The sequence below is a fragment of the Gimesia aquarii genome, assembly GCF_007748195.1.
GTDB classification, from domain to species: Bacteria; Planctomycetota; Planctomycetia; order Planctomycetales; family Planctomycetaceae; genus Gimesia; species Gimesia aquarii.
The window spans coordinates 4365583-4391253 of the sequence record NZ_CP037920.1; the positions used below are offsets into that span (position 1 = coordinate 4365583).

A 25671-nucleotide genomic window follows, 5' to 3' on the forward strand; every position below is an offset into this window, starting at 1 on the left:
ATTATTGAGGAGGAATCAACGCAGGCGGTTGTTGACTTTTAGCAGGCTCTGGCAAAGGAATCAATGGTGCGCCAGGAGTCTTTGCATCTTCAGGTAGAGGAGGTAGAGACTGGTTATTAATCTGGGGTAACTTCGATGAAGGAGGGGGTGGCAGTGATAGTTTTTGCTGTGGCAGCGTTTTTGTAATTGGCGCAGACCGAGATGATCCAGGCGGATTCTGTTTCTTAGAGGACTGATTCGACTCAAATGCAGGCGGACGAGTTTGCGTTGGATTGACAACAAACCCCGATTGACTCCCTTTTTTCTGAATCGTTTTTTGATTTCCTGCACCGAAATTGGGATCCAGAAATGCCAGAAAATGATTGCCACGACCAGCCAGACGAACACCGGTCTTTAAAACATCTCTTGCCTGTTCCGCCTGACCGTCAAAATATAACACGACTCCAAAGATGAAGAGTCTTTCAGGATCACGAATGTCTTCTTTGACCCATTCTGCAACCTGATGTAGCATCGAATCTTTGGCGATCACATTATCTGGACCAAAAAGATTGCTCAAACTTTCTCCTGTGAGCGGCCATTTCGGATCCAGGGCCAATCCTTGTTTAAATTCATAAGCGGCCCGGTCATACTGTTTTAATGCAACCAGCGCGAATCCTTTTTTAAAGTGGGGAGTCGGTAGATCCTTCGTCAATGAAGCTGCCAGCTTATATCGATCGTAGGCTCTTCGATAATCCTGTTTTTTGAAATACTCATCGCCTTTCACCAAATTACGCAGACTTAACTCGCGTGCATGAGGAGTGGAAGGAATGATGTATTTCTTGATTGTCTTGGTAGGTTTGGGAAGATAATTGGGATCTTCCCAACGTGCTAAATCATCGTTGAGTGCATTATTTAAAGGCAAATTACTCGCTGCACCCGGATTCGTCAGCTGTGGGTGTGCTGGCAATGTGGGCAACGTGCCTGGCACATTACTATAAGGATAAACGGCCGGTGGCGAGAAACCCTGTCCAGGAAGTATCGGATAAAAACCATTCAATGAATAGTTACCGGAGAATAAGACCGGGTTGCCTGCAATGAACGCATCCGTGCTGTAGTATCCAAAACGGTTATAAAAGTAGGGTCCCCATGGATTACCATAATAGGCATTGCCGGAAAACGAAAAATTGAAATCGACGTTTCCTGAACTTCCCCCAAACGAAAACCCAGGGCTGGGCCAAGTGCGACCGTAATAGCGTGGATAAGAATGCCTGTGATGGTGGCGCGAATGATGGTAATGACCATGTCGCCCTTGTGAAGCATTCGGCCTTTGCGCAGAAGCCTGATCGGATAGACCCGAGAAAAGACAAGCTGTGCACAATGTGAGGATATACCGCATTTGTTTTCTCCTGAAGGCCCAGCTATTACTTACAATTGCATTATGCACGCTGAATTCCCTAAAAGCAAGGACTTGTTGAATTGATACAGCGATAAACGGCCTTGCATTAAAGATGAGAGTGCCACTTCACAAAGGCCTTGTGATTCTCAAAAACAGCACAGATTCGTTCCCACACTCAAATCTGATTTTCAGGTCAGAGAAACTCGCAGGAAAAGGATAAAAAATAGTTACGATTGATCCAGATTATGATTACCAGCAAAGTTGAAATGGGAATCAGGTAGCTTAGAGAAGCTTTTTTGCCCTTATATTCGACCTTGGCACTGAGGTTTATGCCGTAAGTCATCTAACAAAAACAGCTGTCAGGAACGGGTTGCTCATTACATTAGGCACAGCCAAAACTATCAAGTCCAGTTCTCCTCTTCAAACTCAAACCACCCATTTTCACAGGTTTCGAAGGGCATTTCTATTCTGAAACCATCGTAAATCCTGCTCAGCTTAACTAACCGTTACGACACACATAATCCGATGCAAAAATGACGTAACCTTTTTATCTGATAATGACTTGAGACATTCAAGCGATTATTCCAGCACGCCGATAGATTGTAGCAGTCGCAATGAGAATTCGCGTCTGAATGATCACAAGGAAAACAATTCAGCTGTGAATTAGGTCGATGTTCGCGAGAGTATCAACCGCAAACGGAATAACTATTGTAAAGGGATTGTTAACGAACAATCTTTTAGACTCAAGCCAGCGCGAGTTGAGGTATTCAACTTGGACCGAAAGTAGTCTCAAAGGGAACAAAACAAGATTCGCGCAATAATCACAATGGTGTGACATAAGAGGCACATCAATCTGTCTATGATGGTCAGAAAACGACCCAAGAAGGAGACGCTGTTCTATGAAATGGATTAGTCTGTTAAGTGCATTTGTTGTGGCATTAGGGATGAATGCCGTTGCACAAGCAGATCTTTTTGACCTTTCGCTTAATCGCGGGGCTGCAAAGAGCTGTGAATGTGCCTCGACATGTCAACCCGAGTGTTGTAAACCCACTATTACAAAACCATGCGAGCCTAACGTTTATACTTACCAACGTCAGTGCTCATCAATTAAACCACCTTGCTGTGGCGAAACTGGTCCCGCCTGCTGTAAGCCTGCACGTAGGCTCCGCGGTTGGTTCAAAAAACGCTGCTGTAATTCAGGATCAAGCTGCAACTCAGGAAACTGCAACAACGGTTGTGCTCCCAAAGCATGTGCCGCACCAGCTCCAAAAGCTTGCTGTGCTCCTGCTCCTAAAGCATGTGCCGCACCAGCTCCAAAAGCCTGCTGTGCTCCTGCTCCTAAAGCATGTGCCGCACCAGCTCCAAAAGCCTGCTGTGCTCCTGCTCCTAAAGCATGTGCCGCACCAGCTCCAAAAGCTTGCTGTGCTCCTGCTCCTAAAGCATGTGCCGCACCAGCTCCAAAGGCTTGCTGTGCTCCTGCTCCAAAAGCATGCACACCAGCTCCAAAGGCCTGCTGTGCTCCTGCTCCCAAGAGCTGCTGCCCAGCTCCCAAGACTTGTGCTGCACCAGCTGCAAACAACTGCTGCAACGACAAGCCTTGCTGCAACGCAGATCCTTGCGAAATCGCAGAATTGATCTACCAGTCTCAAACAGCTTGCTATGCTAAGCACCGTCGCAAAGCAATCCACAAGCTGGGTGACAAGTTCAACTGTGAGTGCAATCCTGAAATCATGTGTGCTTTCATCTACGCTTTGAACGACGCTGACGAACGTGTTCGTGCTAAAGCTGCTGATGAAATCGGCGACCAGCTTCGTAAGAACAACTGCTGCTGCTCACCACAATTAACAGCTGCACTGACTTGTGCTCTGGGTGACTGCGACAAGAAAGTTGTTCGTGAAGCAACTCAGGCTCTGGAACTCTGCGGATACGAAGTTGTTGAAGGTTGCTGTGACAAACCTTGCTGCCACACTGGATGTGCTCCTAGCGGATGCTCTCCTTCAGCAGCACCAGCTCCTGCTCCAACCTCAGATCCTAAGGCTTACTTCCCCAGCCGTTTTCAAGACCAAAAACAGTCTCGTCGACGTCTGAGTGGAAACAGCCTGTCTAACTTGTTCGGTCTGATTGACTAATTATCAATCAAATCCAGTTAGATAACCATGAACTCTTAAACGGCTCTCCTTTACAAAAAGGGGAGCCGTTTTTTTTGTTGTCCTTGAGAAATCAAGAAACCAGCATTGAATTCCTTTTATTTTGGACAGTATAATCCGATTACTTGATACCAAAGTCTTAAAGATATGAAAACATTAGACTTAAAATAATATACTCGTAATCTCTGTTATGATCTGTTACCATAAAGACATCCCTCCAACCGACACTCATTGTGTCAAAGCGTGCAGTTTAGAAACATATATTGTAAGTTCCCTCCTGATTCACAAGTCGACACCCCAAAAAATCCTGCCTGGCCAATTACTGCTAAGTATAACTGTGAAAAATGAAGCAAATATAAACGTAACCCTATGAAGACACTTGTTGTTTGATTTAGAAATCGAAATGCTACACTCCGAAAACTAGTCAACAATCGCCTTTTCAGATTTGAAGGTTCTCACAATGCGACGTCGAAAATTCCTCAAATACTGCACTAGTGTTTTAAGTTCTATCTATGCCATTATCCTGGCTGTGCCGGCGCTAGGCTTTTTGTTTTCGACGCTTAAACGAGGACAGCAGGAAAAGGCGACCTATGAGCTGGCCAAGCTGAATGATCTGGAGCCTGGAGTTCCCCAACGCTTTACAATCATCGATCGGCGAGTCGATGCCTGGACGAAATATCCTTCGGGTCCGATTGGATCGGTTTGGATCAGTAAAAATGAAGATGAATCAATCACCGCCTTTTCGTCAACCTGTCCTCATTTAGGATGTGTGGTTGATTACGTACCCGGAGATAAAGTCTTTTTCTGTCCCTGCCATGCGGCCACGTTTGAATCGAACGGCAGCATCGTCAGTGGTCCTCAGCCTCGTGGAATGGATGAATTAAACGCGTCGATCAAGACGATACGCGGCGAAAAATGGATTGTTGTGGAATACGAAAAATTCGAAACGGGAATTGCAGAAAAAGTTTCGATAAGTTAGCGCAGTGTCATTTACCTCAAACCATGACAACGTAGATGTAATCATTTAAATTTCCCATAGGGAGATCATACAGTGCTGCCAGAAAAAACCAAAAAGTGGATCGATGAACGAACCGGATACAAGAATTTCTTGCATGCGATCTTCTTATTAAATTTTCCCACCAAAAGGCGCTCTCGCTGGCAATTTATCTGGGGGGGAGCTCTGGTATTGATGATGCTGGTCGAAATTGTCACCGGCACCTTATTAATGACTGTCTATAGCCCTTCTGAAGCAGCAGCCTGGGGCAGTGTGCATTACATTGAAACCCAGGTCAACCTGGGCTGGTTTGTACGAGGACTGCATCATTACACCGCACATATGATGATCGTCGCTATCATTGTGCAGATCTTTCTAGTGATTGTTTCAGCCGGTTATCGCAAGCCGAAAGAATTTATTTACTGGACCAGTCTATTAATTGGCGGGGTCATTGTGGGGTTGACGATTACCGGAAACCCGCTTCCCTGGGATCAGAAAGGTTACTGGTCTTATCAAATTGAAACGGGCATTGCAGGTACCATGCCCGGTATCGGCTCGACGTTGCGCTCTTTGGTTGTTGGTGGGAGCGAATTTGGAAACCTCACGCTAACGCGACTTTATACAATTCATGTAATCGTTCTACCAGTGATCGCAATTTTGCTGTTTACCATTCACATGGCATTGATCCGCCGAGAACGTCTGAGAACCGCAAAGATCAAAGAAGCCGCCGATGACCCCGATGTCGATTTCGAACTGGATGAAGATGATCCCTTAAAAGATGAAATTACGCAGCCCTACTGGCCTTATCAAACAACAAGAACCCTGGTATTAACCTTGTTTCTGATCGGTATCGTCATCATTCAAATGATGACTTATCCCACTCTTAAAAACCAGCATGTCAACACTGAGTTGCTTGAATGGGAGGCCGACCTACACCCAAGTGAGATCAAACTCGAAGCGCCTGCTGACAGCGCGTTGCCGTTTGTAGCACGACCTGAATGGTTTGTAAGATTTCTATTTGAACTCAGACATATGGTCCCCAAGGATCTCGAAGTCTTAGTCACGGCTGTTTTACCGGGCGTGTTACTCGCGATACTGGTTCTGGTTCCCTTTTATGAAAAAGTTTTAGGTGAAAAGTGGGGGCAGCGTCTGGCTATTGCCGTTTATGTGGGTGGCATACTTATCATCTCGGGTATTAGCTGGTATGGGATTCAAACGGAGCGTAGTGCTCCCGATTATGCCTTGAATCGCTCGCAGGAAATTGCCTATGCTGCGCGTGCATCCTGGTTGGCCAGTGAGAACGGCGTTCCTCCTGAGGGGCCGGCTTCTTTACTGCGGAATGACCCGAAATCAATGGGACCGCTCATTTTTGCGCGCCATTGTGGAATCTGTCACACATGGAATGGCCATGATGGAACAGGACACTTTATCATGGAAATGAAAGACGGTAAAAAAGTTAAAGCCACTCCCCGTGCTTCAGATCTTGCGGGATTTGCGACAACCAAATGGATCGCCGAGTTCCTCACCAACCCGAGAGACCCCAAATTCTTCGGTCATGTTGGTTCTCTAAAAGGAGGAGATGCGATTCTGAATGGCGATATGAGCGATTGGGCCGACAGCTATGTCGGACCGGAAGGCATACTCTCAAAAGCAGATATTGAAGCCGTCTCAGCACTCCTGGCGCGCGAAGCAAATCGGAGAGACTATGAACCTGTCAGTGAGGCTGTCATCAAACGGGGTATTTCTGTTTTCAGTGGTCAGAATTTCAAAGGCAAAGATGGCAAAGTCGTCGATTTTGATGGCTATTGTGCGCAATGCCACGCCATGAAAGCCGGAGATCCCGACGATGAAGGAGGAGGTGCCGCACCTGACTTCAATGGTTATGGATCGGCCAAATGGCTCTCTGAGTTCATTCGCAGCCCGGGTGCAGAAAAGTTCTATGGTGATAAAAACGTCATGCCTGCCTTTGAAGAATCCAAACTTTCCAAACACGACTTAAACTTGCTTGTCAACTGGATGCGTGGAGAATGGCAACGACCGACAACGGATAAGTAATCACTTCGATTATTTTAACCTGTAAAAAGCCTGGCGCTTTCAAAATATCGATCGAGCATGAGTGTAGTTGTTTTCTGATTATTTCAGCCTTTCCTGGATCTGAAAGATCTGATTACCATAGATTACGTAATAATTACCTGAATTTCGAAACCCACTCATTCAACTTGAGGTAAGCATTCTGAGTTGAGATGATCTCAATTCTTTTTTAAGAGTTGGTAGCCTCGTGTTCATTTCAGTTAAGTAATATCTGACTTATTTGAAATTCTTCCTTCTCAATTAATCGAGACGGAACAGAAAACAGCTCTCATTCGCACCAGAGAAATTGGTAGATCGAATAGGGTTATGAGGAGTGTGCAATATTGAAACGTTCAGGGTTGATGATGAGTCACGCTATGACTAAATGTTGTAACATACGCCAGATTGGTTTTGCGCTCTTGTTGCTCATATTTTTGACGAGTCAATCGAAGATTGCCTGTTCTCAAGTTAAAGCATCAGAATCTGAGTCAACGAACAATAACTCACACTTGAAGTATTTTGGTTTTACTCTCATTGATGTCGGCTGGGATGATCCGACCGATAAAAATCACAAGACCAACTATATTGATGAAGTAGCACCATTTTGTAATGTCGCAGACATGCTGGTAGTGTCTCCAGATGAGAGTATCATCCCCCGTTTACAACTATTTTCCAAACACCGGGTGAAGGCGATCTTACATCTTCATGAACTGTTTTTTCAAAGAGCGGGAAACAACGCGCCCAGTGGTGCCGCATTCGATTTACGAAAAGACTATCGTCAACGCTGGGACAAATGGATTGCCGTGAATGAATTAAAAAAGAACCACTCTCTGATGCAAGCTCTTTATATCGGCGAAGAGCCTACCTGGAACGGAATTACGTTCGAAGAACTATCGGCTGCCTGCGACTATATTAAATCGTCACTCCCTCAATCGGCTGAGACTGCCATTCTGGTCGTTGAAGCCTATCCGGCAATCAAGGATTTGAAAGTTCCTCAATCAGTGGACTGGCTGGGATTTGATCATTACTTCATCAAATCACCTGCTACCAGTCAGAAGCTAAAAAATGAGTTAGCCTTATTGAAATCAAAGCGAAGCAGCCTTCATCAGCGAATTGTTCTTATCCCGGATGCCCATTTTATTCCTCAGATTCATACTCATTTTGGTGTCAAAGAAACGGATATGAAAGCAATTGCCACTGCCTATTACCAGATGGCCTGTGCAGATACCGACATCGTCGCACTCTTAGCCTACTTTTGGCCTGGTGGATTTGACAGTCCACACGCGAAAGGAACCCGCAACCTGAACTCCCAGGTGATTGATGAGTACAAGAGAATCGGACGAGAAATCACTAACAAAACATCTTCATCAAAATAACCTGTATTTTACCGCGGCAACGGCTCAACAAACAGATGTCTCAATCAAAAGGATCGTTTTTCGATTCCCAAAAACAACTCTCACAAATAAACGGTCTTTTACAGAAGGGTTTACGAACGTGGGATGAGTGTCGCCTCGGATTTTGTTTTCTGTTCTTCGGTATTCTTGCGCAGCTGTTTCAAAGCAGCATTGAGTATGGGGTCCTGGGTTTTTGTAAATTCATCATGCGTTGCCTTCACTTTGACATCAGGCTGAACACCTACAGAATCGATCGGCTTTGCGTTCACATCAAGGGCGATCCAACGCGGTAGATTCACAATGATGCCCGCACCTGCGTTGAGCTGCCGGGGATTTCCACTGGATCCGGCTGTCCGATCCCCCATGGTTGTTACGTTAGGACATTGTGCCAGCATCAGCACAAATGCCTCAGCGGAACTCATCGTTTTCTCACCTTGTAAAACAATAACAGGCCCACGGTAATACCAATTCTGATTCGGTGCGAAGGTGCGTTTCTGTCTGGTTCCTAAGTCGCTTTGCTGATCACCATTTCGATACTGATGCATCGCATAAACTCTGGGACGATCGACAAAGAAGCCTGCCAGCTTCGCGCCTAAAGGCTCTGATCCACCACCATTGGCGCGCAGATCTAAAATCAGGCCTCTCGTTCCCTTCATTTCTTTCAGAACCGTTTCGAAATCCTTGAAGAGTGACTCATTTACCAGATTATCAACTGCGATATAGCCAATACCGTCTTTAGTCTGTCCCCATCTCAGTCCCTTTCTACGATCGAATGAACCTAAGAGATGCGCGGCTGCGGCGGGACTGGCATTAAAGAATCGCTCGCGGTTAAAGCCTTGGGCATAGTTACCATCCACTTTCACATAAACATGCAGATCTTTTAAATGTTTGAGCATTTCATTGAGAATCTGAGCCAGTTCACGATTGCTCTTTGCTTTCGTTGCAAGTGGCCGGTATTTCTTCCGCAGGCTCTTCCAGTCAACATCTGGCTTGATCAGGAACATGGCATACTCGCGATCAAATGCGTTCCATACTGTGTCGAAAATCTCTAATGCCCCACCATCCTTCAATGGGGTCGCGACGGGGAGTGTCCGCTGCCGAAACGCATCAACATATTTCACCTCATTTTTTCCCGTATCGATCACATAGAATCGTCGCGAACCTTCTTTGGTTTCCAGATCGAAAATAATCGATTCTCTGAGTGGGATCACTGGTCTCCCTTTGTTGTGCCAGCTTGATCGCATCTTAAAATTCGCTAGTACTTTTGCCTGTTCAACGAGGGTCACATCACCTTGTTCCCCAACAGTATCAGATGGAAACAGGTTTCCAACAAGTGCCGGATGAAAACGCATCCATATGCTTGTGATATGCTCCCCCTTACCAGCACCAGCCGACAGAACATCGCCTGGCTTATCGGGAAATACAGCAGCCCAAAGTACGTTCGTGCCGTGACATCCAAAAACAACCTGCGAGGTCCCCAGCTTGATTTCAAAATCGTCCGCCAGTTTGTAGTGAAAGGATTTCAGACTCCAAACATCCTGTTGACCTGAAGTCCAGTTATAGGCACGGAATTGCTTCGAATAATCTAGATTCGCGGTGTATTTCTTACCAAGATCTTCGGCTACGGCAGTTACCGTTAAGAAGGTCAGTAATAATCCGAAAATCGAAAGATATTTCAGAGATCGCCAGACCAGTTGCAGGCTGAGAGCGCTTGTCACCATGAAACCACATCCTCGCAACAGAAAATTGAATATTCACTATCAGATCTTCCCGATGGTATCCTCTTCGCTAGAGCATTACCAATCTTGAGAAAAAAGAAGGATCTTTATCAAGCCCGGTTTCCTCACTCCTCTCTCAAGGACTCTGAATTTCTACTCCTGCCGGTAACTTCACCTGCGAATTACCAGCAAGATAGGCAATCAAATCTGCCAGTTGCTGATTGCTCAGCTTTTCCAATTGTCCCTCTGGCATGAGTGAGAGATTTGACTGAGTCATCTCCTCAATCTGTTGCCGATCGAATACGAATTGTTCGTTCTGTGTTTGCAAGGTCAATTGTTGATCTGTCTTTCTGACTACAGTACCGTTCAACACGCGACCATCTTCCAAAGCAAGCACCACCATCTCATAGCCTTTGGGAATCAGGGCAGAAGGATCAACCATGTTTTCTAACAGATAATCCATATTCGTCCGGTTGGCACCCGTCAGATCTGGACCAATTGTGCCCCCGTTTCCGAAGAGACGATGACATTTCGCACACGTTTTTTCGTACAAGGCCCGTCCCTTTGTGCGATCTGCCTGCTGCAATCGCTCTACGGTTAATAGAGTTTTATAATTTTCAATTTGTGCGCGTTTCTTTTCGGGAGTCTCTCGGGTCTGTCCCCAGACCTGATTCAATTTGTCGACAACTTCCTTATTGCGAAAGTTGCGTAGCTGTCGCACATGGAATGCTGAGACATCCTCTTGAGGGATCTGTTTTTTATCGATGGCAGTCAGCAAAAGCAGCACGTATTCTTTTCGGCTGCAAACTGTGTCCAATAGTGCCTCACGGCCTTCCTTTTTAATCCCTCGATAACGTGTCAGCATGCGCTGAATCGTCAGCGGATCATAAAACTTCGACAAACCACGAATTGCCAATGCCTGCAACTCCGTGACATTCACTGACTGCTGGATGACAGGTAATAAATCTTTATCCTGCGAACTGTTTAACAAGGTCTCTAAAGCCTGATATCGACTTTTCATGGAACGATTCGAATCGACGGCAATCTTCTTGAGGACATCCATTGTCTGGCCATCACCGAAAATGACAGACAACTCTGTAACGAGCGCCTGTAAATCCTGGGAGTCTGTTTTTGAGACCTGTTGTTTTAAAGTCTGCCAATTTTCTGGTGCCTGCGCTTTGAGTCGTCCTTGCAGTGCGGCCTGAATTCCAGTCAACAGATCCTGTTGGGCAACGGGATCCTTGCTATTAATGGTCAGTTGAACCAGCTTCCTGACATATTCGGGATGCTGATCGATGTCTTCCGTCAATCGACGCGCTACCAGTTGACGAATCAAAGGGCGGGTGGAATGATTGAGAAACTGTAATGCGGAATCACTTGCACTCATCACCGATGGTTCGATTCCATACCAGAGCATCAGCGTGAAATTACGATCTGCTGTCTCTTGATGATTCTGATCGAGACCCGCGGCGATCTCCCAGCAATCCTGGGGAGAGAGAGACTGTAAAGCTGATGCGAGATAGAGCCTTACTAAACCAGAAGATTCCTGTTTTGCCAACTTCGCAAAACGTTTGACTGCTGCGGGAGATATTTTTTGATCATCTACCAGTAACCGAATTGCCCAGAGCCGTACGTGCTCATCAGGGTCGTTCAACTGTTGTTCCAGCCAGAAATCATTCACTTGATTCATGCAATATAAAGCCCACATTGCTCGCAGCCGCCGGGAAACCTCTTTTGATGTCTTATAAATCTTCAATAACTCTGCCTTAGGCTGGCTCCAACTCGCGACGGTCCCAGCGCGCTCAGTTAAAATTCTTCGCGCATGCCTGACATACCAGTCATTCGGATGCAGTTGCAGTTTGACCAATTCGCTATTCGAGAGTTGATTCAGATCAAGCTGCTTCGGTGGAGTCACATCCCCATAGGAAATCTTATAGATGCGGCCGCTGGTGCGGTGCACACCATCATGATCATGGCACTCTCCCAAGTCGGCCCAGTCAGTCAGATAAACACTGCCATCAGGACCATATTTAAGTTCGATGCCCCGAAACCAGTCTGACCCGGTTAACAGAAAATCGGGACGATGAGTGCCGACGTAACCGGAGCCTTCGCGCTCCAGCGCATCATTGTTAACACGGTGCCCGTGTGTGTTACACATGAAGATGGAGTTACGATATTTCTGTGGCCAGTTATCTCCCAAATAAATCATGCCACCACAGTGGCTATGGCCGCCACCCAGCTTACCGTGAACTCCGGAGGTATCTCGCGAATCGGTCCATTTGCCTGAGGAACTATCCCAATGGTCGTGGTCGGCACACTTCGTCATTAATTCATAAACGTACGTATTAGGATCGCTGCCATGACCCGACATCCGAATATAGTGAGAACCGGGAATCATATGCCATAAATGACCATTCACATTATTCGTGAAAAACATCTGCCCATATTCATCATAATCAAAACCCCAAGGGTTTGTGGTTCCGGAACTGACCTCTTCCACAGTTTTGCGAACCGGATGAAAGCGCCAGATACCCGCATGAATCAGGGTTCTTCGAGAAGGGTCGGTTTCGGGAGTTCCCACCAGCGAGGTATAGGTAATTCCGTGTCGCCCATACAACCAGCCATCAGGCCCCCACGTCAGACCGCTGACAATATTATGCCTGACCTGCTTATAGTTCCAACCATCGAGTAACACTTGAGGCTTCCCATCAGGTACATCATCGTGGTTTTTATCCTCGAAATAGAGGAGTTCACCGCGACATAACGCCCAGACTCCATGGGAACCGACGGTGAGACTCGTAAGAGGTCCTGGTCCTTTCCAGAAAACTTTTCGCCGATCCTGTTTTCCATCGCCGTTGGTATCTTCCAGAATGATAATTCGATCGAAGAACTGGTCCTGATACTTACCGTGTGCTTCGTAACTGAAACATTCTGCAACCCACACGCGTCCACGGTCATCAATATCAAAACCGATGGGTTGATGCACGTCAGGTTCACTGGCAAACAGCGTAACCTTGAAGCCATCGGGAACGGTCATATTCTTAACGGTTTGCTCAGGAGAGGTCGCGATGTCTTTGGGATCTTGCGTATTTTTGATCGGAAATTCATCAGCAGAGAGTGAAAGTTGAATACCGGACAAAAGCAAACATGCAAGAAGAGAGGCATAGCATCGGTGTGGGTCGTTGAAGCGCATCAATCACCTTTTGTGGCAGGAATGAAAAGACGAAAATAACGGACTATGATTAATGCTATAGTAGACCGAGGGCAAGGGCAATCAAATCGCAGCGTAGATAGCCAATAAATTCAGACAAATACGGCCAACTAATTGTCGCTGGCGTCAAACATTTCCCGGAATTTCCCCAACACTTTTGTGACGGCTGAAGTAAGCGGGCCGTTTAACATCGCTCCAGAAGCTTGTCGATGTCCGCCCCCTCCAAATGATTCGGCGATTTTGGAAATATCCCAAGTGGTGCGGCTTCGAAAACTGATTTTCACCTGACGACTGCGTTGCTCAACGGCAATAAAAGCGGCCTGAGTTCCTGCTAACGTGAGGCAATAGTTAACTAATCCCTCTGTATCCACCGGTGTGGTTCCGGTTTCGCTGAAGTCTTCACAACTGACAACCGTATAAGCCAGCAAGCCATCAAAATCGGTTTGCACTTTACCAAGCACTCGCCCCATCAGTTTTAATTGAGGTAAACTATTCTGCTCATAAAGTAGTTCATAAATCTGATGCGGCTCAGCCCCGGCGGAAATCAGATCGCTGACGATTTGCATGGTATAACTGGTAGTCGAAGGAAAACGGAACCAGCCGGTATCTGTCGCAATCGCCGCATAAATCAGGGTCGCAATCTCGGGAGTCAGCGTACACTTCAGAGCTTTGCCCAAATCATAAATCAGACAGCCTGTGGCAGGGGAGTTGATATCCTTAAATTCCTCGGCGCCCATTGTATCGGAACTGACATGATGATCGATCACCACTTTTTTTGATTCAGTTTTGCGATAAAAATTCGCCAGACCCGGTAATTGTGACCAGGCACTGGTGTCGAGAATCATGTGCAATTCAGCCCATTCGAAATCTTCGGCAGTCACACCATCACCGACATAACGTACTTCGTGTTCTCCGATCAGAAATTCCAGACTCTGGGGGTGCACCGAGGGATTGATAATCCGTACTTCTTTCCCCAATTGCTTGAGAAAACCAGCCAATGCTAATTCTGACCCCAGAGCGTCTGCATCAGGTCGGACATGACAGGAAAGGAGAATTTTCTGATGCGTTTCGATTAGTTCACAAAGGGGACTCCAGTTAATGCTCATTCATGATTCCTGCTCAGATTGTTCCTGCGATTTTTTATTTCTGGTTCCGCTTTGTATTGAGTTCATCTTAGAGGATTATTGAGCAGGCTTCCATTGATGGGCTTGTTTTTTTGCTGTTTCAACATCAATCGCCAATTGTGATTTGAGCGTTTCGACGTCAGAAAAGGTTTCCGTTTCCCTCAGCTTCTCCAGAAATTCGACCTTGAGATTTTGATCATAGATCTCTTCTGAAAAACCAATCAAATAGACTTCTACCTTCTTCTCAGACTTCTCGAATGTCGGATTCGTGCCAATATGAATCGCCGCGGGATAGCGATCTTCTCCTACAATTCCAAACCCGCAATAAACTCCCTCTCCAGGAAGCAAGGTTGATACCTCAGACAGGTTAGCGGTCGGAAAACCTAAAAGTCTTCCCCGTTCCTCACCATGAATCACTCTCCCGTTTACCTGATAAAGTCGGCCCAGCATTTCGGTTGCCAGCGTGAGATTCCCCGACTGAATTGCGTTACGAACTTCGGAAGAAGAAATCATCCGTCCATCACATACATCAGGTTCAACCACTTCGAAAGAGAGATCCGCACGCGCACATAATTGCTGTAGCAAGCTCACATCCCCGGATCGATCTTTACCGAAATAAAAGTTGGGACCTTCCACCAAGCCCTTTGCTTTTAATTGATCAATTAAAACCTGTTGAAAGAACTCTTCCGGACTGAGGCTGAGCAAAGCATGATCAGTGGGGTAGGCAATGACAAAATCGACCCCCAGGCTCTGCAAGATTGCAGCACGCTCTTCGATTCCCATTAATTCGGGTGGTGCAAATTCAGGTCTGAGAAGATCGATCGGATGCGGATCAAATGTAAAGACGATTGCAGGCAGATTTTGAGCGCGCGCCTGTTGGATCAGTGTTTGAATGATCAATTGGTGCCCTCGATGCACACCATCAAAATTACCAATTGAGAGTATTCCCCCCAGACAGGCATCGAAACCGTTTAATCCTCGTATTAACACCACTTAACCCAACAATATCTTGTCTTTATTTAGAAATTCATGCTGACTGGAAATCATATCTGGCAGTTTCTATTGAATCGACAACAATTCAGAAAATGTAGAGTCTTAAGTACCATCTGGTCTTCATTATTGCTACTATTATTGACAGAGGAAGTCATTTCCTCCATACCCGCTTCGCATCAGTGAGAATTCACCTGAAACAGTGAAAGCAAACAATATCGTCCTGATGCCCTCCAGTAGCACACCCACTTTATTAAATAACGGGAGATAACGAAATGGACCACAACCCTCTCAATCGCCGAGATTTCCTGAAAACTTCGGGAACCACAGCCGTCGCCGCCAGTACCATCGCCGGATTGGCAACCGCACCTGCATTCGGAGCCGCCAACAGTAACGAAGCTATTCGCATTGGATTTATTGGTCCCGGTGGACGTGGGTTTGGCGCACATGTGAAGAAGCTGGTCCAGTTAAAGAAGGACGGCATGAACATTGACCTGGTCGCTGTTTCTGATGTCTATTCAGAACACCGCGATCGCACAGCCAACTACATCAAAAAGGAGCTGGGCAATGATGTGAATGCCTATGTCGATTATCGCGACATGCTCGAAAAAGAAAAGCTGGATGCGGTGGCGATTGGAACTCCCGACCACTGGCACGCCAAGCAGACCATCGATGCCATGAACGCCGGCCTCAACGTCTATTGTGAAAAACCAATGACGAAGAAAGTCGAAGAAGCACTGGCTGTCGTTGATACCTGGAAAAAGACAGGCAAGATCATGCAGGTTGGTGTGCAGTCCACCAGTCTTCCCGTTTGGGATGATGTCCGGGCACGACTCCAGGACGGGCAGCTCGGTAAAGTATTACAGTTCCAGACCGAATACTTCCGCAACTCATCCATGGGTCAGTGGCGGTACTACGCTCTGAAAAAAGAGATGAATCCGAAAAACATTAATTGGGATCTCTGGCTTGGTACGAAAGACGGATTGGCCGAACATCAACCGTTTGACCGCGCTGTCTATGCTCAATGGCGTCGTTTCTGGCCTTTCGGATCGGGCATGTATACCGACCTTTTCGTTCACAGAACCACGGCGATGTTAAAAGCCACCGGACTGAGATTTCCTGGCCGCGTTGTCGGAGCAGGGGGGCTCTTCCTGGAATATGATGGAAGAGATGTGCCTGATGTCGCTACAGTGGCAGCCGACTTCAACGAAGGTGTCCAGGGGCTGATCAACGCCACCATGTGTAATCAGGAGACCCGCATTCAGCAGGTCATTCGTGGCCATCATGGTTCGTTTGTCTTTGGAAACGGCGAAGGATTCGACGGGTACGATTTCGTTCCTGAACGACCACAAGTCACACGAGACAGTTCGTTGAAAAAACAACGTATCGATGTCGCACAGGTCAAAGACACCACCTATAACCACTTCAAAAACTGGATTGAAGCGATGGAGGCGAATGACCAAAGTAAGTGTAACAATCCCCCCGATCTTGGAGCAGCCGCGATTGCGATTGTTAACCTGGGCTCCAGCAGTTATCGCGACGGGAAAGTGTTCCACTTCGATCCCGATTCACGCAAGATTTCCGATGGCGATGGAAGCTGGGCGAAAAAATGGGAAGCCATGTCAAAAGCACGGCAAAAGCCAAAACACATTCCCGGCTGGAAAGCCGGCGATAAAGGAAGCCTTTTGGAAGAGCCCAAATACATGGCACTTGCAGGTCCGTGGATCGATGGCAAACCACCTAAAGCGGACCCCAACTCCAACGCGGGTTAATTCTCTCGCTTGATTCTTCAATTCCCGCTTTCCTCACTGGAATGCGGGAATTTTTTCACGTATAACTTGTTTCAAGTACAATCAAAATTCACCTTTTGTCCTATGGATCTCATCATGAAGCGTTTTTCTGTCGCTCTTGTAGCGTTGATGGCAATCTTGACTTCCCTTACTTCTGTTAATGCAGGAGAAAAGACTGGTTTTACCTGGAAAGATCACCCCGAGAAAAAAGTGGCCGATCTCTATTACAACGGAAACCCGGTTCTACAATACGTCTATCCTTACGATGATTCATCGGCAGAAAAAATTCATGATACATACAAAGTGTTTCATCACGTCTACGGACCCGGTAGCAAAGCGATTATTACCAAAGGCCCCGGTGGAAAATTCACTCATCACCGCGGGCTCTATGTAGGCTGGAATAAAACATTTTTTGATGGAAAACAACTCGATTTCTGGCACTGCAAGAACGGGGCTCATCTCCGACATGCCGAAATGATTGAAATGGCTGGCGGACCTGACTCGGGAACCATGACTTCTGAAATTCATTGGAACGATGCCAAAGGCAAACCAGTCATTGAAGAAACCCGTAAAGTCACTGTCACCCCCATCAAAGTCTCGACTTCAAAAGATCCTGCCTGGCAGATTGACTGGCAGACCACACTCAAGAGTAAACGTGGTGAAATTAAACTCGATGGCGACCGTCAGCATGCCGGTTTTCAGTTCCGGGCTGCACAAGCAGTTGCCGAAGCCAACAACGCCACTTACGTTCGTCCAGAGGGATTCCCTCAGCAGCCAGCTCCGTTTCAGGTTTCGGACAAAAAAGATCCCAACGGTCATATCAATCTCGGCTGGTTTGCCATGACCTATGAAATTGATGGCAAACGCTACAATGTCGAATATTTTGAAGATCCCAGTGTTCCCAAGCCCTCGCGCTATTCGGAACGCCCTTATGGTCGCTTTGGTGCTTTCTTCAATACAAAGTTCGATGAAAGCAAGCCACTGGAAATGAAGTATCGAGTCATCGTCAGTGAAGGGAAGACGCCGAGTCAGGCTGAAATCCAAAAGCGTTACGATCAGTTTGTTGCTTACCTCAAAAAATAGGACTCAGCATGAGTAAACCCACCGTCGCTATTATTGGAGCCAGCACGGACCGACAAAAATATGGAAACAAGGCGGTCCGTGCTTATCTGAAGCAGGGCTATGACGTTTACCCGGTCCATCCCCGGGAAACAACCATTGAGAGTTTACCAGTTTACCCTACTCTGGAAGAAGTGCCTGTCGAAGATCTGGATCGAATCAGCGTTTATGTTCCCCCCGAAATCGGGATGTCGCTGCTGGAATCAATCCGCGAGAAAGGGGCCAACGAAATCTGGTTCAATCCGGGCAGTGAGAGTCCTGAGCTGCTCGCACGCGCCACTGAACTGGGTGTGAATGTCATTCAGGCTTGCAGTATTATGGATATCGGCGAATCGCCTTCTGCAATGCATGAATAACGCAAAACAGGAATCGCGATTGAGGAAGACTACCGGTTTGTATAGAATGGTAGCAGATGATTTGAGATTTTCTTCATAAAACTTCATCGATTCAACTGATTCTCCATAAAGTTCACACCATGAAAAAATGTAAAGTCTGTAATAAACCAGCCGTGTATCACCTGACCGAAATCCAAAACGGAGAGGCACAGGCGCTGCACTTTTGTGAAGACCATTTTCAGGAATACATCAGTGGTCAGGCTCCCCAGGATGAGTGGGAGCCTCAAGACGAAGCCACACTCATCGAACTGAATTCACAAGATTTGGAACTGGATGAAGAACTCGAATGCCCCAATTGTGGAATTACATTTCAAGAATTCCGCAGTGAAGGGCGGTTAGGCTGTCCACACGATTATATCGCCTTTAGAGAACCACTGATTCAACTCCTCGAAAACATTCACGGCGAACGTGAACATATCGGCAAATTCCCCAAGCGGGCGCCGACTTCGAGTCAGCAGCAATACGACCTGATTAAATTACGCCGCGAATTGACAGCGGCGATTGTGGAAGAAAATTACGAAAAAGCGGCTGCACTAAGAGATCAGATCTCCAAACTCGAAGAAGAAGAGCAAAACGAACTCGAATCTGATAGTTCGGCAGAATAATCACGGTGCGCTTGCAGCAAATCTAAGTCGAAAAACCAAAAACATTTCAGAAACAATCTGAAAATCAGACATTTTTCTCGCGATCGATTTGTATCAGCTCAGAAAAATCGTTAGTATTCCAGCAGAAGCGAAAACCATCCGGGGATGTGGTGGAATTGGCAGACACGCTAGATTTAGGATCTAGTGCCGCGAGGCGTGCAGGTTCAAGTCCTGTCATCCCCAATCACTTTACTGGATTGATTTTACAACGTGGGTCAAAAACTCATGGTATAGAATTAATCTAGTAACACGAAATCTAATCAGTTCTACTCATATTCTGCATGGTTATTGGTATGTATCACGCTCCTTCCAATAGCTCGGCCGTCTTTTAAATCAGTAAAAAACAGTCTTTAATTATGCTGGTTGTTGGGTGTCCGTAAGGCCCCAGATTTTTTGGTGATTCTTGCTAAACAATAGGCCAAGCAGCATAATTGACCTGGCGGGCAACTCCGTTTGCGGGGTTGCCTGTTTTTTATGTGCCGACCTCAATGAAATCTTGGTAGAACAAACAGCCCCGGTCTTCCAAAACTCAGGGCTGTTTGCTTTTAGGAGGTTATCTCCTACAGCGATGATTTATTACTCCTATCGTCTCCTCTTCTGTGCACCTCTGCATAAAAGTGACACATTCACAAAGTGAGACTGATTTTTTTAGTGATCGTGTTGACAAACCTTTTGCAGCCGCTATTATCGTTCTCGCCTATTTTGTTTCAAGAATCACCACGCAAACCTTGTTGGTTTGCTGACCACAATTTAGAAATGTGATTTGACTCGCATTTTTTGTCGTGGGTGGTGATTGTTATATTATTACGATCAACCGCCCAACTCCTGTGATTCTTGAGGAGTTTAGGCCGGCAGAACATGCGAGGTTTTTTATGCGCTGCTTCCCACTGATGCGCGTATATATCTGGCTGCCCTTGGTGAAACCCCACTTCTCACCAAGGGCAGTTCTGCGCAGCCTGCTTGCCGAATCATTTGAGCCCGGTTGGTCACCAGCGATGAGAGTCGATGGAGTGTGATTCATTCACGGGAGAAAATCATCGCTGTCTGATTTGCTAGAGGAGTAAATCATGCAGCTTGAGAAAGACCAGATTTTTTGGTCTGTCTACAAGGATATGTATCTGCAACGTCTGCAGATCCGCGATAATAATCAGGTTTATATTGATAACGTTCGCCGTGTTCTAGAACGGTTTACAAGATACTGTAATCTGGTCACGCGTTTTTTGAGCGAAATCACGGTACAGGACCTGGAACATTATCTCAAAATACGCAAAGGCGAGAAATGCCGTGGAAAATTACTAAGTAATGTCACGTTAAACAACGACCTCCAAGCGCTCAATAGTTGTTTGGGCGCTGCAGGTCCCATCGAACCGCGTGGGCCCGGACGCGGTAATTACGGATTTCTTGATTTTCCGCCTTATATCGAAATGCTGTCGGTCGATGAAACGGAACCGAAAGTCGTCACAGAGCAGCAGATCCAAAAATTCAGCGAGGCAGCCAGCTTTGCACGATCTCCCCAAATCGAGGGATGTACGCCAGCGGAGTTTTGGCGGGCCGCACTTCTGCTGGGAATGATCACAGGGTTGCGTCGACGTGGATTACTGCTGATTGAGCGTCCTTCTGATGAAATGCTGATCGAAAAACGTGAGTTGTTTCTGTCCGCGAAACATCACAAGACGCGGAACTCGCTTCGGATACCGCTAGGATCGGCAGAAGTCGTGAACATGCTGGCAAAACTGCCCTCACAGAAAGGGGAACCGCTTTTGCCCTGGAGGCGTTCGACCGGAGAACCGCTTTCCGCGCAACACTTCAGTAATACGATGGCGAAGATTCAGCGAGAGGCCGGAATTGCAGAAGGGGATCGCGTGAAAACAAAAAACCTGCGTTCCACTACGGCCACGATTATTGCAGAAGAATTCAACGATGACCTCGCACGGAAACGGCTGGGTCATTCCCCCAATTCCAAATCAACGCTCCTGGTCAACTACAAGGCGAAACGAGTTTCCGATTTGGATCGGGTGGCAAGCGAAAAGCTGGGGGAATTGGTCCTCCCTCATGTCACTTCTCCCATTTTAAAAGTATTTGGAACATGAAATGAAAAACCACGACGCGAAAGCCGTTCTGCTTTTTGTCACATGTATTAACCTGGTTAGCTCATCAATTTCCTGCATGTGGCCGCGTCGTGTTTCAACCAACGTAGGCACGTTGTCCCTAACTAACCGCCCGTCGATCGAGGATTCGGTCGGCGGGCGTATTGCGTTTGTATGTTTCTTTTTCAAAGGAGAAGTCATGAAAACATTCAACGTTTTACTGTGCCGGAAAACAGATCTCGAAAACGAAAAAACATTTACGGAACTTGAAGATCTGAAAACTGTCGAAATCAAAGCCATGAATTATGAAGCCGCTGTCATGATCGTTCATCAGGAACACAGTCCTGATGGCTGGGCGATCCTGACTTGTGAAGAACAGCATTTTGTCGAGGGCGCTCAAAAATTTGTGGTTACTGAATGAGGTCATGCGATGGCTGATTTACTTGCAATCGAATTTTACAGAAAAAAACGGGCAAAAGCTCTGAAAGCCGTTCAGGAATTCAACTCGCATCATTCCCCTGGTACGGAAGTCTTTTATTGGTCCGAGGGACGCGATCTCAACGCGGATCCGGACGGACTGAGTAAGACGACATGGAAAGCGATCGCGTTTCTCGAAGTGGCGGCCGTCTTTGTTGAAGGCGAAAAATGGCCGGTCCCGCTCTCACGAATCGAAGTTGTTTGAAAATGATTTTTATCAACCATTTGAAAGGAGTCTCTCATGTTAGTTTTAAGTCGCAAACTGCAAGAAAAAATCAAAATTGGTGACGACATTTACATCCAAATATTAAAAACCGGACCGGGGGCCGTGCGGGTGGGAATCGAAGCGCCGGTAGATGTTCCCATCGTACGCGATGAACTGAATCATGAATCGACGGAAGAGGAACCGAAACCACAAGTCGCGTAATGTGAACAGGACGTTCAAAAATGACGGATCAAAAAGAACAAGGTTGCCTCAATTTTACACGAGGTAACAAGATTCATATTTTGAGAGAGATCGCGCCCTTGTTGCCCCATTATCGCATGACGCGCGTTCTCCGAGCCGTTGATGCATGGCAATGGAAAAACGCTCGCAACGAAAATTACTTCACATTCTCGTATCGCCAGATCGCCGAGTTTGAAGGAATGAGTGTCCCGACGGTCCGACGCGGTATTGCCGATCTGATCAAATACGATCTCTTAATCAAACACGAAGCTGTCACCAGTTATGGCCAGCAGCCCAATGCGTATAAGATCGCCTGGTCAATCCTTGATGCCGTTGTGAACGATGGTGAGCCGTTATTGCTCGATCTGGACGAAATCACTGGCGACGAAACTGAAACTCCAGCTCCTGATCTGGATCAAAAATCGTCGCAAGTCCTTAAAGTAGGGGGTGATCAATTTGATCACCCCCCTGATCACGACGCCCCCCCAGAATCGGCGCAAGTCGTTAATGTAGGGGGTGATCATTCTGATCACCCCCCTGATCAATTTGATCAGGCCTCCTTATACCCATTAATTAATATTAATCCACCACCCTCCCATAAAGCGCTCGTAACAATTACGCCGGAGCGGGTGGTGGTGGAAAAAGAATTGCGTTTGATGGGTGTGGGACTCGCGTCCAAAGCCATTGAAACGGCCCTGGGCCGTGGCTGTTCACTCGATGATGTGCTGCAGCTGATTGAATACGCGCGATCGAAGCCAGACGCGTATGGGCCCGGCGCGCTCAAAAACCGGGTTTGTGAGGCCTTGCCCGGTGAAGATCCCTCACAAGGCTGGCCTCGGGAATCTGATGAATTTCTCAAGCAGCAACGGCAGGCCGTAGCACAGAAGGAAGGCAGCCAGGCTTCGCGGAAAACGGCAGAACGCGAAGCAAAACGAAAAGCGAATCAACGCGCCCAGCAAGAGCTGGAGCGTGAATACGGCCCCCAGCTGGACCGATTGAAACGAGACGAGCTCCTCGACTTCGTGAAAGCTCATTGTGAACCGGTCATTGTCCGGGCTCTGGCCCAAAATCCGGATGTTCATCGTTCACCCGGTTTCTATCGCGTCACATTGCTGGAGGCACTTCGAGACCAGGCAACCGGAATGCCTGGTGAAGTTTAATCCGCGATCGCTGAGGGAATGGCGATCGCGGAATCCTTTTTCAACCGATACGAATTGGATTTTTTAATTTAGGAGAGTTCATGGCCACGTTAAACATCAAAAAGGAATATCCGGGAGAAATCAAAACCATTACATCTTCCGAAGGTGAAGTCTTTATCCAAGTCAAAGATCTCATTGCATTTTCCCGACATCTGGAAATCGAAAGTCAAAAGATGACTGAGGGATTTCAAAACGTTGAGTACAAACGGCAAGCCTACGTCTACCAACAGGTTCATTGCAACTACGCATTAACGTTGGAAAAGATCGAAAGCGTTCAAAAACGTAAGTGGTCACAAAATAAAAAGAAACACGACCTAAATAATAGTTCCGGGTCGGTGTATAGGCCAACGCCATTCAAAGAAATGTTAATTCCAATTCTGGTACTTCTCTTTCTCTTGATCGCACTTGGAACTCTCGCTGATCTCATGTTTTCTTAGGACGCGAATCTCATGTCACAAGTTCAACTCGACTTTTTTAATACCCCCGACGAGCCTGCTTTGAATTCTGTTTATGTGGATCCGATGTTAGGCTGTGCCAGAAATCCTAACTGGCGATACGACGAAGCGTGCCACATGTTTGTGGATCCGGAAACGTCTCTCGATGTACTACATGATTTCGCAACTCGCATCGGATTAATGAGAGACTGGTTTCAAAATCAATCTACAATTCCTCACTACGATTTGACAAATTCAAAACGTCGCCTGGCTATCAAAAAAGGCGCAGTTAGTGTCGATCATCGATTTACGAATGCGAAGCTCAAAGCCTGGCGTTTACCTGGGATTTCGTTTTCGATCACAACCGATCAGACCCGGATGAAACGCAAAGACGTAACCCGTCGCCTCGGTTGGCACGATTTACAGCCAGACACGTTGCTGAAGGCCTGCGTGAAATGCATGGGACTGAAACGTGGGGAAAAACGGGAAGTCATTTGTGTGATCCGTGTCGTTTCCGTCTGCAAGGAACCGTTGAGCAAACTAATTTTTGATCGTGATTATGGAAATCAGGAAGCGACGCGTGAAGGCTTTCCGGAAATGACAGGTGAAGAGTTTGTCGCCATGTTTTGTAAAAAGATGCGTGTCGTTCCATCAACCAAAGTCACACGCATTGAGTTTTCTTACGTTTGAATGAAAGGAGTAGTGATTCAATGTTTTTTAGTTCTAAAAAAATAGATGCTCCGGTTCCGTTTGGGGTTCTAGACATCTCTCCAGTTTCAGAAGTTGATCGTCTGACGTTGGATGAAGGACTCGCCATTCTGGTGACTCCTAAAGCTATGTCTCCCGATTCAATTGAAGATTTCAGTGAGTGGTTATTCGTCTATATGGAACGCAAAGAACGACAGAACCGTCGTGACTGTCGTCTGGTGATGAGGCAACGACGACGTCGAACAGTCAGACACGAAGGACTTGGAGATAAATTCTATTTTCTCAATTATCCCATGTTCGATGGTCAGTCCATCCAGGAAAAGTTGGAAGAAAAACTTCGAATTCTTAAAGAGCAACGAACTTGTTTTGATGAAGCGATTGCGTTGACTGAAAAATTGATTCATGAAAAGGAGATCGCTGACAAAGTGAATTCTTCTCCGTTCATTTACAAATAATGTCTTGGAAAAGACTGTTTACCAGACAACATTTTAAACTCAGTTTAGAAAGGTTAAAGAGATGCAATTACTCCCACCAAAGGAAGGCACCTGCCCTGTATGTGCTGTCGATCATGAACCTGAAATGCCGCACAATCAGCAATCGCTCTACTATCAATATCGGTTCAAATTGGTGAGAGGTCGATGGCCAACATGGGCAGACGCAATTGCACATTGCGATGACGAAATGCGTGTTTACTGGAAAGAACAACTCGTGAAACTTGGGCATTGGAGTGAGCCAGAGGATGGAGATCCGATAGCTGATCCTCCTGAAGAGTCGTTTCGACAAGTCGTTGAGAACAATTCGGAATAATGTCTGGTAAAAGGTTGTTTCCCACCCATCATTTTTAATCATATTAAGAAAGTCAGAGTTATGGCTTTACTGGAAAACGCTCAGGCTGAGCGACCTGAGAACTCAACACGCGGTCGTTAAGTAAGCGCCGCGAACTCTTTACGCGGTTGAAGAATCCCGCTCCAGGATCTAATTAAGTCTTCTCTGGGCGTAGTTTATTAATGATGTACCGTATCGTAAATTGAATCAGGGCATGAATGACACCGATCGTCAAAATTTCAATAACACCTTTGTGTACTTCCCCGCGTGAAATGGCCACCGTTCCTGGATTATGAAGATGCAGCGCAATCATTGGGAGCCAGAAGAAAAATGCGATCAACCCGTTCCAAATAGGAGACGCTACGAAACCAAGGACAGCTAGAAACATTAAGAGAAATATAAACGCCGCCAGCATCGCATATGGCACGCCAGCTAAGCCTACTGGCAAGTGGGTGATTATCGTGTAGATAAGTGCCGTCGTTGCAAGCACCCATAGCAAATGAATTTTGTGAAATGTATTCATTC

The 25671-nt window shown here is 46.6% G+C and carries 24 protein-coding genes and 1 tRNA gene; 18 read left to right on the forward strand and 7 right to left on the reverse strand.

Annotation, left to right across the window (positions count from 1 at the left end; all coding sequences use genetic code 11):
- Position 1: 1 nt before the first annotated feature.
- Both V144x_RS16775 and V144x_RS16780 read right to left on the reverse strand, forming a co-directional pair.
- Positions 2 to 1375, reverse strand: coding sequence for a tetratricopeptide repeat protein (locus V144x_RS16775; protein ID WP_144986294.1), 1374 nt, complete (start codon positions 1373 to 1375; stop codon positions 2 to 4).
- A 1093-nt stretch (positions 1376 to 2468) separates the two neighbouring features.
- Entirely contained in the window at positions 2469 to 2981 is a 513-nt protein-coding gene (locus tag V144x_RS16780; RefSeq protein ID WP_144986296.1) for a hypothetical protein, read from the reverse strand.
- 25 nt (positions 2982 to 3006) lie between these two features.
- On the opposite strand from V144x_RS16780, the gene V144x_RS16785 reads away from it, so the two are divergent.
- The 4 genes from V144x_RS16785 to V144x_RS16800 all read left to right on the forward strand — a co-directional run bounded on the left by V144x_RS16785 (position 3007) and on the right by V144x_RS16800 (position 7962).
- A complete protein-coding gene (locus V144x_RS16785; RefSeq protein WP_232098961.1) occupies positions 3007 to 3504 on the forward strand; it encodes a HEAT repeat domain-containing protein in 498 nt (165 codons plus the stop codon).
- A gap of 478 nt (positions 3505 to 3982) precedes the next feature.
- Positions 3983 to 4501: a QcrA and Rieske domain-containing protein gene (locus V144x_RS16790; protein WP_144986298.1), complete on the forward strand. Its 519-nt coding sequence runs from the start codon at positions 3983 to 3985 to the stop codon at positions 4499 to 4501.
- 72 nt (positions 4502 to 4573) lie between these two features.
- A complete protein-coding gene (locus V144x_RS16795; protein ID WP_144986300.1) occupies positions 4574 to 6571 on the forward strand; it encodes a cytochrome b N-terminal domain-containing protein in 1998 nt (665 codons plus the stop codon).
- A 392-nt stretch (positions 6572 to 6963) separates the two neighbouring features.
- Positions 6964 to 7962 (forward strand): hypothetical protein, encoded by a 999-nt coding sequence (locus V144x_RS16800; protein WP_144986302.1) that lies wholly within the window; start codon positions 6964 to 6966, stop codon positions 7960 to 7962.
- Positions 7963 to 8072: 110 nt separating this feature from the next.
- Here V144x_RS16800 and V144x_RS16805 read toward each other — a convergent pair whose 3' ends face one another.
- The 4 genes from V144x_RS16805 to V144x_RS16820 form a co-directional block, all read right to left on the reverse strand.
- Entirely contained in the window at positions 8073 to 9701 is a 1629-nt protein-coding gene (locus tag V144x_RS16805; protein ID WP_144986304.1) for a S41 family peptidase, read from the reverse strand.
- Between the two features lie 133 nt (positions 9702 to 9834).
- Complete coding sequence (locus tag V144x_RS16810; RefSeq protein WP_144986306.1) at positions 9835 to 12891, reverse strand: PVC-type heme-binding CxxCH protein; 3057 nt, start codon at positions 12889 to 12891, stop codon at positions 9835 to 9837.
- Positions 12892 to 13019: 128 nt separating this feature from the next.
- Positions 13020 to 14015: a DHH family phosphoesterase gene (locus V144x_RS16815; protein ID WP_144986308.1), complete on the reverse strand. Its 996-nt coding sequence runs from the start codon at positions 14013 to 14015 to the stop codon at positions 13020 to 13022.
- A gap of 75 nt (positions 14016 to 14090) precedes the next feature.
- Positions 14091 to 15023 (reverse strand): bifunctional riboflavin kinase/FAD synthetase, encoded by a 933-nt coding sequence (locus tag V144x_RS16820; RefSeq protein ID WP_232102552.1) that lies wholly within the window; start codon positions 15021 to 15023, stop codon positions 14091 to 14093.
- A gap of 275 nt (positions 15024 to 15298) precedes the next feature.
- Between V144x_RS16820 and V144x_RS16825 the strand changes: the two genes are divergently transcribed.
- The 14 genes from V144x_RS16825 to V144x_RS16890 all read left to right on the forward strand — a co-directional run bounded on the left by V144x_RS16825 (position 15299) and on the right by V144x_RS16890 (position 25128).
- A complete protein-coding gene (locus V144x_RS16825; protein WP_144986310.1) occupies positions 15299 to 16795 on the forward strand; it encodes a Gfo/Idh/MocA family oxidoreductase in 1497 nt (498 codons plus the stop codon).
- A 114-nt stretch (positions 16796 to 16909) separates the two neighbouring features.
- Positions 16910 to 17896: a DUF6807 family protein gene (locus tag V144x_RS16830; protein WP_144986312.1), complete on the forward strand. Its 987-nt coding sequence runs from the start codon at positions 16910 to 16912 to the stop codon at positions 17894 to 17896.
- 8 nt (positions 17897 to 17904) lie between these two features.
- Positions 17905 to 18288, forward strand: a complete 384-nt coding sequence (locus V144x_RS16835; RefSeq protein WP_144986314.1) for a CoA-binding protein — start codon at positions 17905 to 17907, stop codon at positions 18286 to 18288.
- A 119-nt stretch (positions 18289 to 18407) separates the two neighbouring features.
- Positions 18408 to 18932, forward strand: a complete 525-nt coding sequence (locus tag V144x_RS16840; protein WP_144986316.1) for a UvrB/UvrC motif-containing protein — start codon at positions 18408 to 18410, stop codon at positions 18930 to 18932.
- 140 nt (positions 18933 to 19072) lie between these two features.
- Positions 19073 to 19154, forward strand: a tRNA-Leu gene (locus V144x_RS16845).
- An 884-nt stretch (positions 19155 to 20038) separates the two neighbouring features.
- A complete protein-coding gene (locus V144x_RS16850; protein ID WP_144986318.1) occupies positions 20039 to 21061 on the forward strand; it encodes a tyrosine-type recombinase/integrase in 1023 nt (340 codons plus the stop codon).
- Position 21062: 1 nt separating this feature from the next.
- A complete protein-coding gene (locus V144x_RS16855) occupies positions 21063 to 21479 on the forward strand; it encodes a hypothetical protein (RefSeq protein ID WP_144986320.1) in 417 nt (138 codons plus the stop codon).
- 9 nt (positions 21480 to 21488) lie between these two features.
- Positions 21489 to 21740 (forward strand): hypothetical protein, encoded by a 252-nt coding sequence (locus V144x_RS16860; RefSeq protein ID WP_144986322.1) that lies wholly within the window; start codon positions 21489 to 21491, stop codon positions 21738 to 21740.
- Between the two features lie 36 nt (positions 21741 to 21776).
- Positions 21777 to 21962: a carbon storage regulator gene (locus tag V144x_RS16865; RefSeq protein WP_144986323.1), complete on the forward strand. Its 186-nt coding sequence runs from the start codon at positions 21777 to 21779 to the stop codon at positions 21960 to 21962.
- A 20-nt stretch (positions 21963 to 21982) separates the two neighbouring features.
- Positions 21983 to 23140 (forward strand): helix-turn-helix domain-containing protein, encoded by a 1158-nt coding sequence (locus V144x_RS16870; protein ID WP_144986325.1) that lies wholly within the window; start codon positions 21983 to 21985, stop codon positions 23138 to 23140.
- A gap of 80 nt (positions 23141 to 23220) precedes the next feature.
- Positions 23221 to 23616 carry a hypothetical protein gene (locus V144x_RS16875; protein WP_144986327.1) on the forward strand — a complete coding sequence of 132 codons (396 nt, stop codon included), beginning with the start codon at positions 23221 to 23223 and terminating at the stop codon, positions 23614 to 23616.
- A 12-nt stretch (positions 23617 to 23628) separates the two neighbouring features.
- Positions 23629 to 24303, forward strand: coding sequence for a DUF4031 domain-containing protein (locus V144x_RS16880; RefSeq protein WP_144986329.1), 675 nt, complete (start codon positions 23629 to 23631; stop codon positions 24301 to 24303).
- Positions 24304 to 24323: 20 nt separating this feature from the next.
- A complete protein-coding gene (locus V144x_RS16885; RefSeq protein ID WP_144986331.1) occupies positions 24324 to 24776 on the forward strand; it encodes a hypothetical protein in 453 nt (150 codons plus the stop codon).
- Between the two features lie 61 nt (positions 24777 to 24837).
- Positions 24838 to 25128 carry a hypothetical protein gene (locus V144x_RS16890; RefSeq protein WP_144980140.1) on the forward strand — a complete coding sequence of 97 codons (291 nt, stop codon included), beginning with the start codon at positions 24838 to 24840 and terminating at the stop codon, positions 25126 to 25128.
- A gap of 172 nt (positions 25129 to 25300) precedes the next feature.
- Here the strand turns inward: V144x_RS16890 and V144x_RS16895 are convergent, their stop codons facing one another.
- Positions 25301 to 25669 (reverse strand): hypothetical protein, encoded by a 369-nt coding sequence (locus tag V144x_RS16895; RefSeq protein ID WP_144986333.1) that lies wholly within the window; start codon positions 25667 to 25669, stop codon positions 25301 to 25303.
- Between the last annotated feature and the right edge of the window lie 2 nt (positions 25670 to 25671).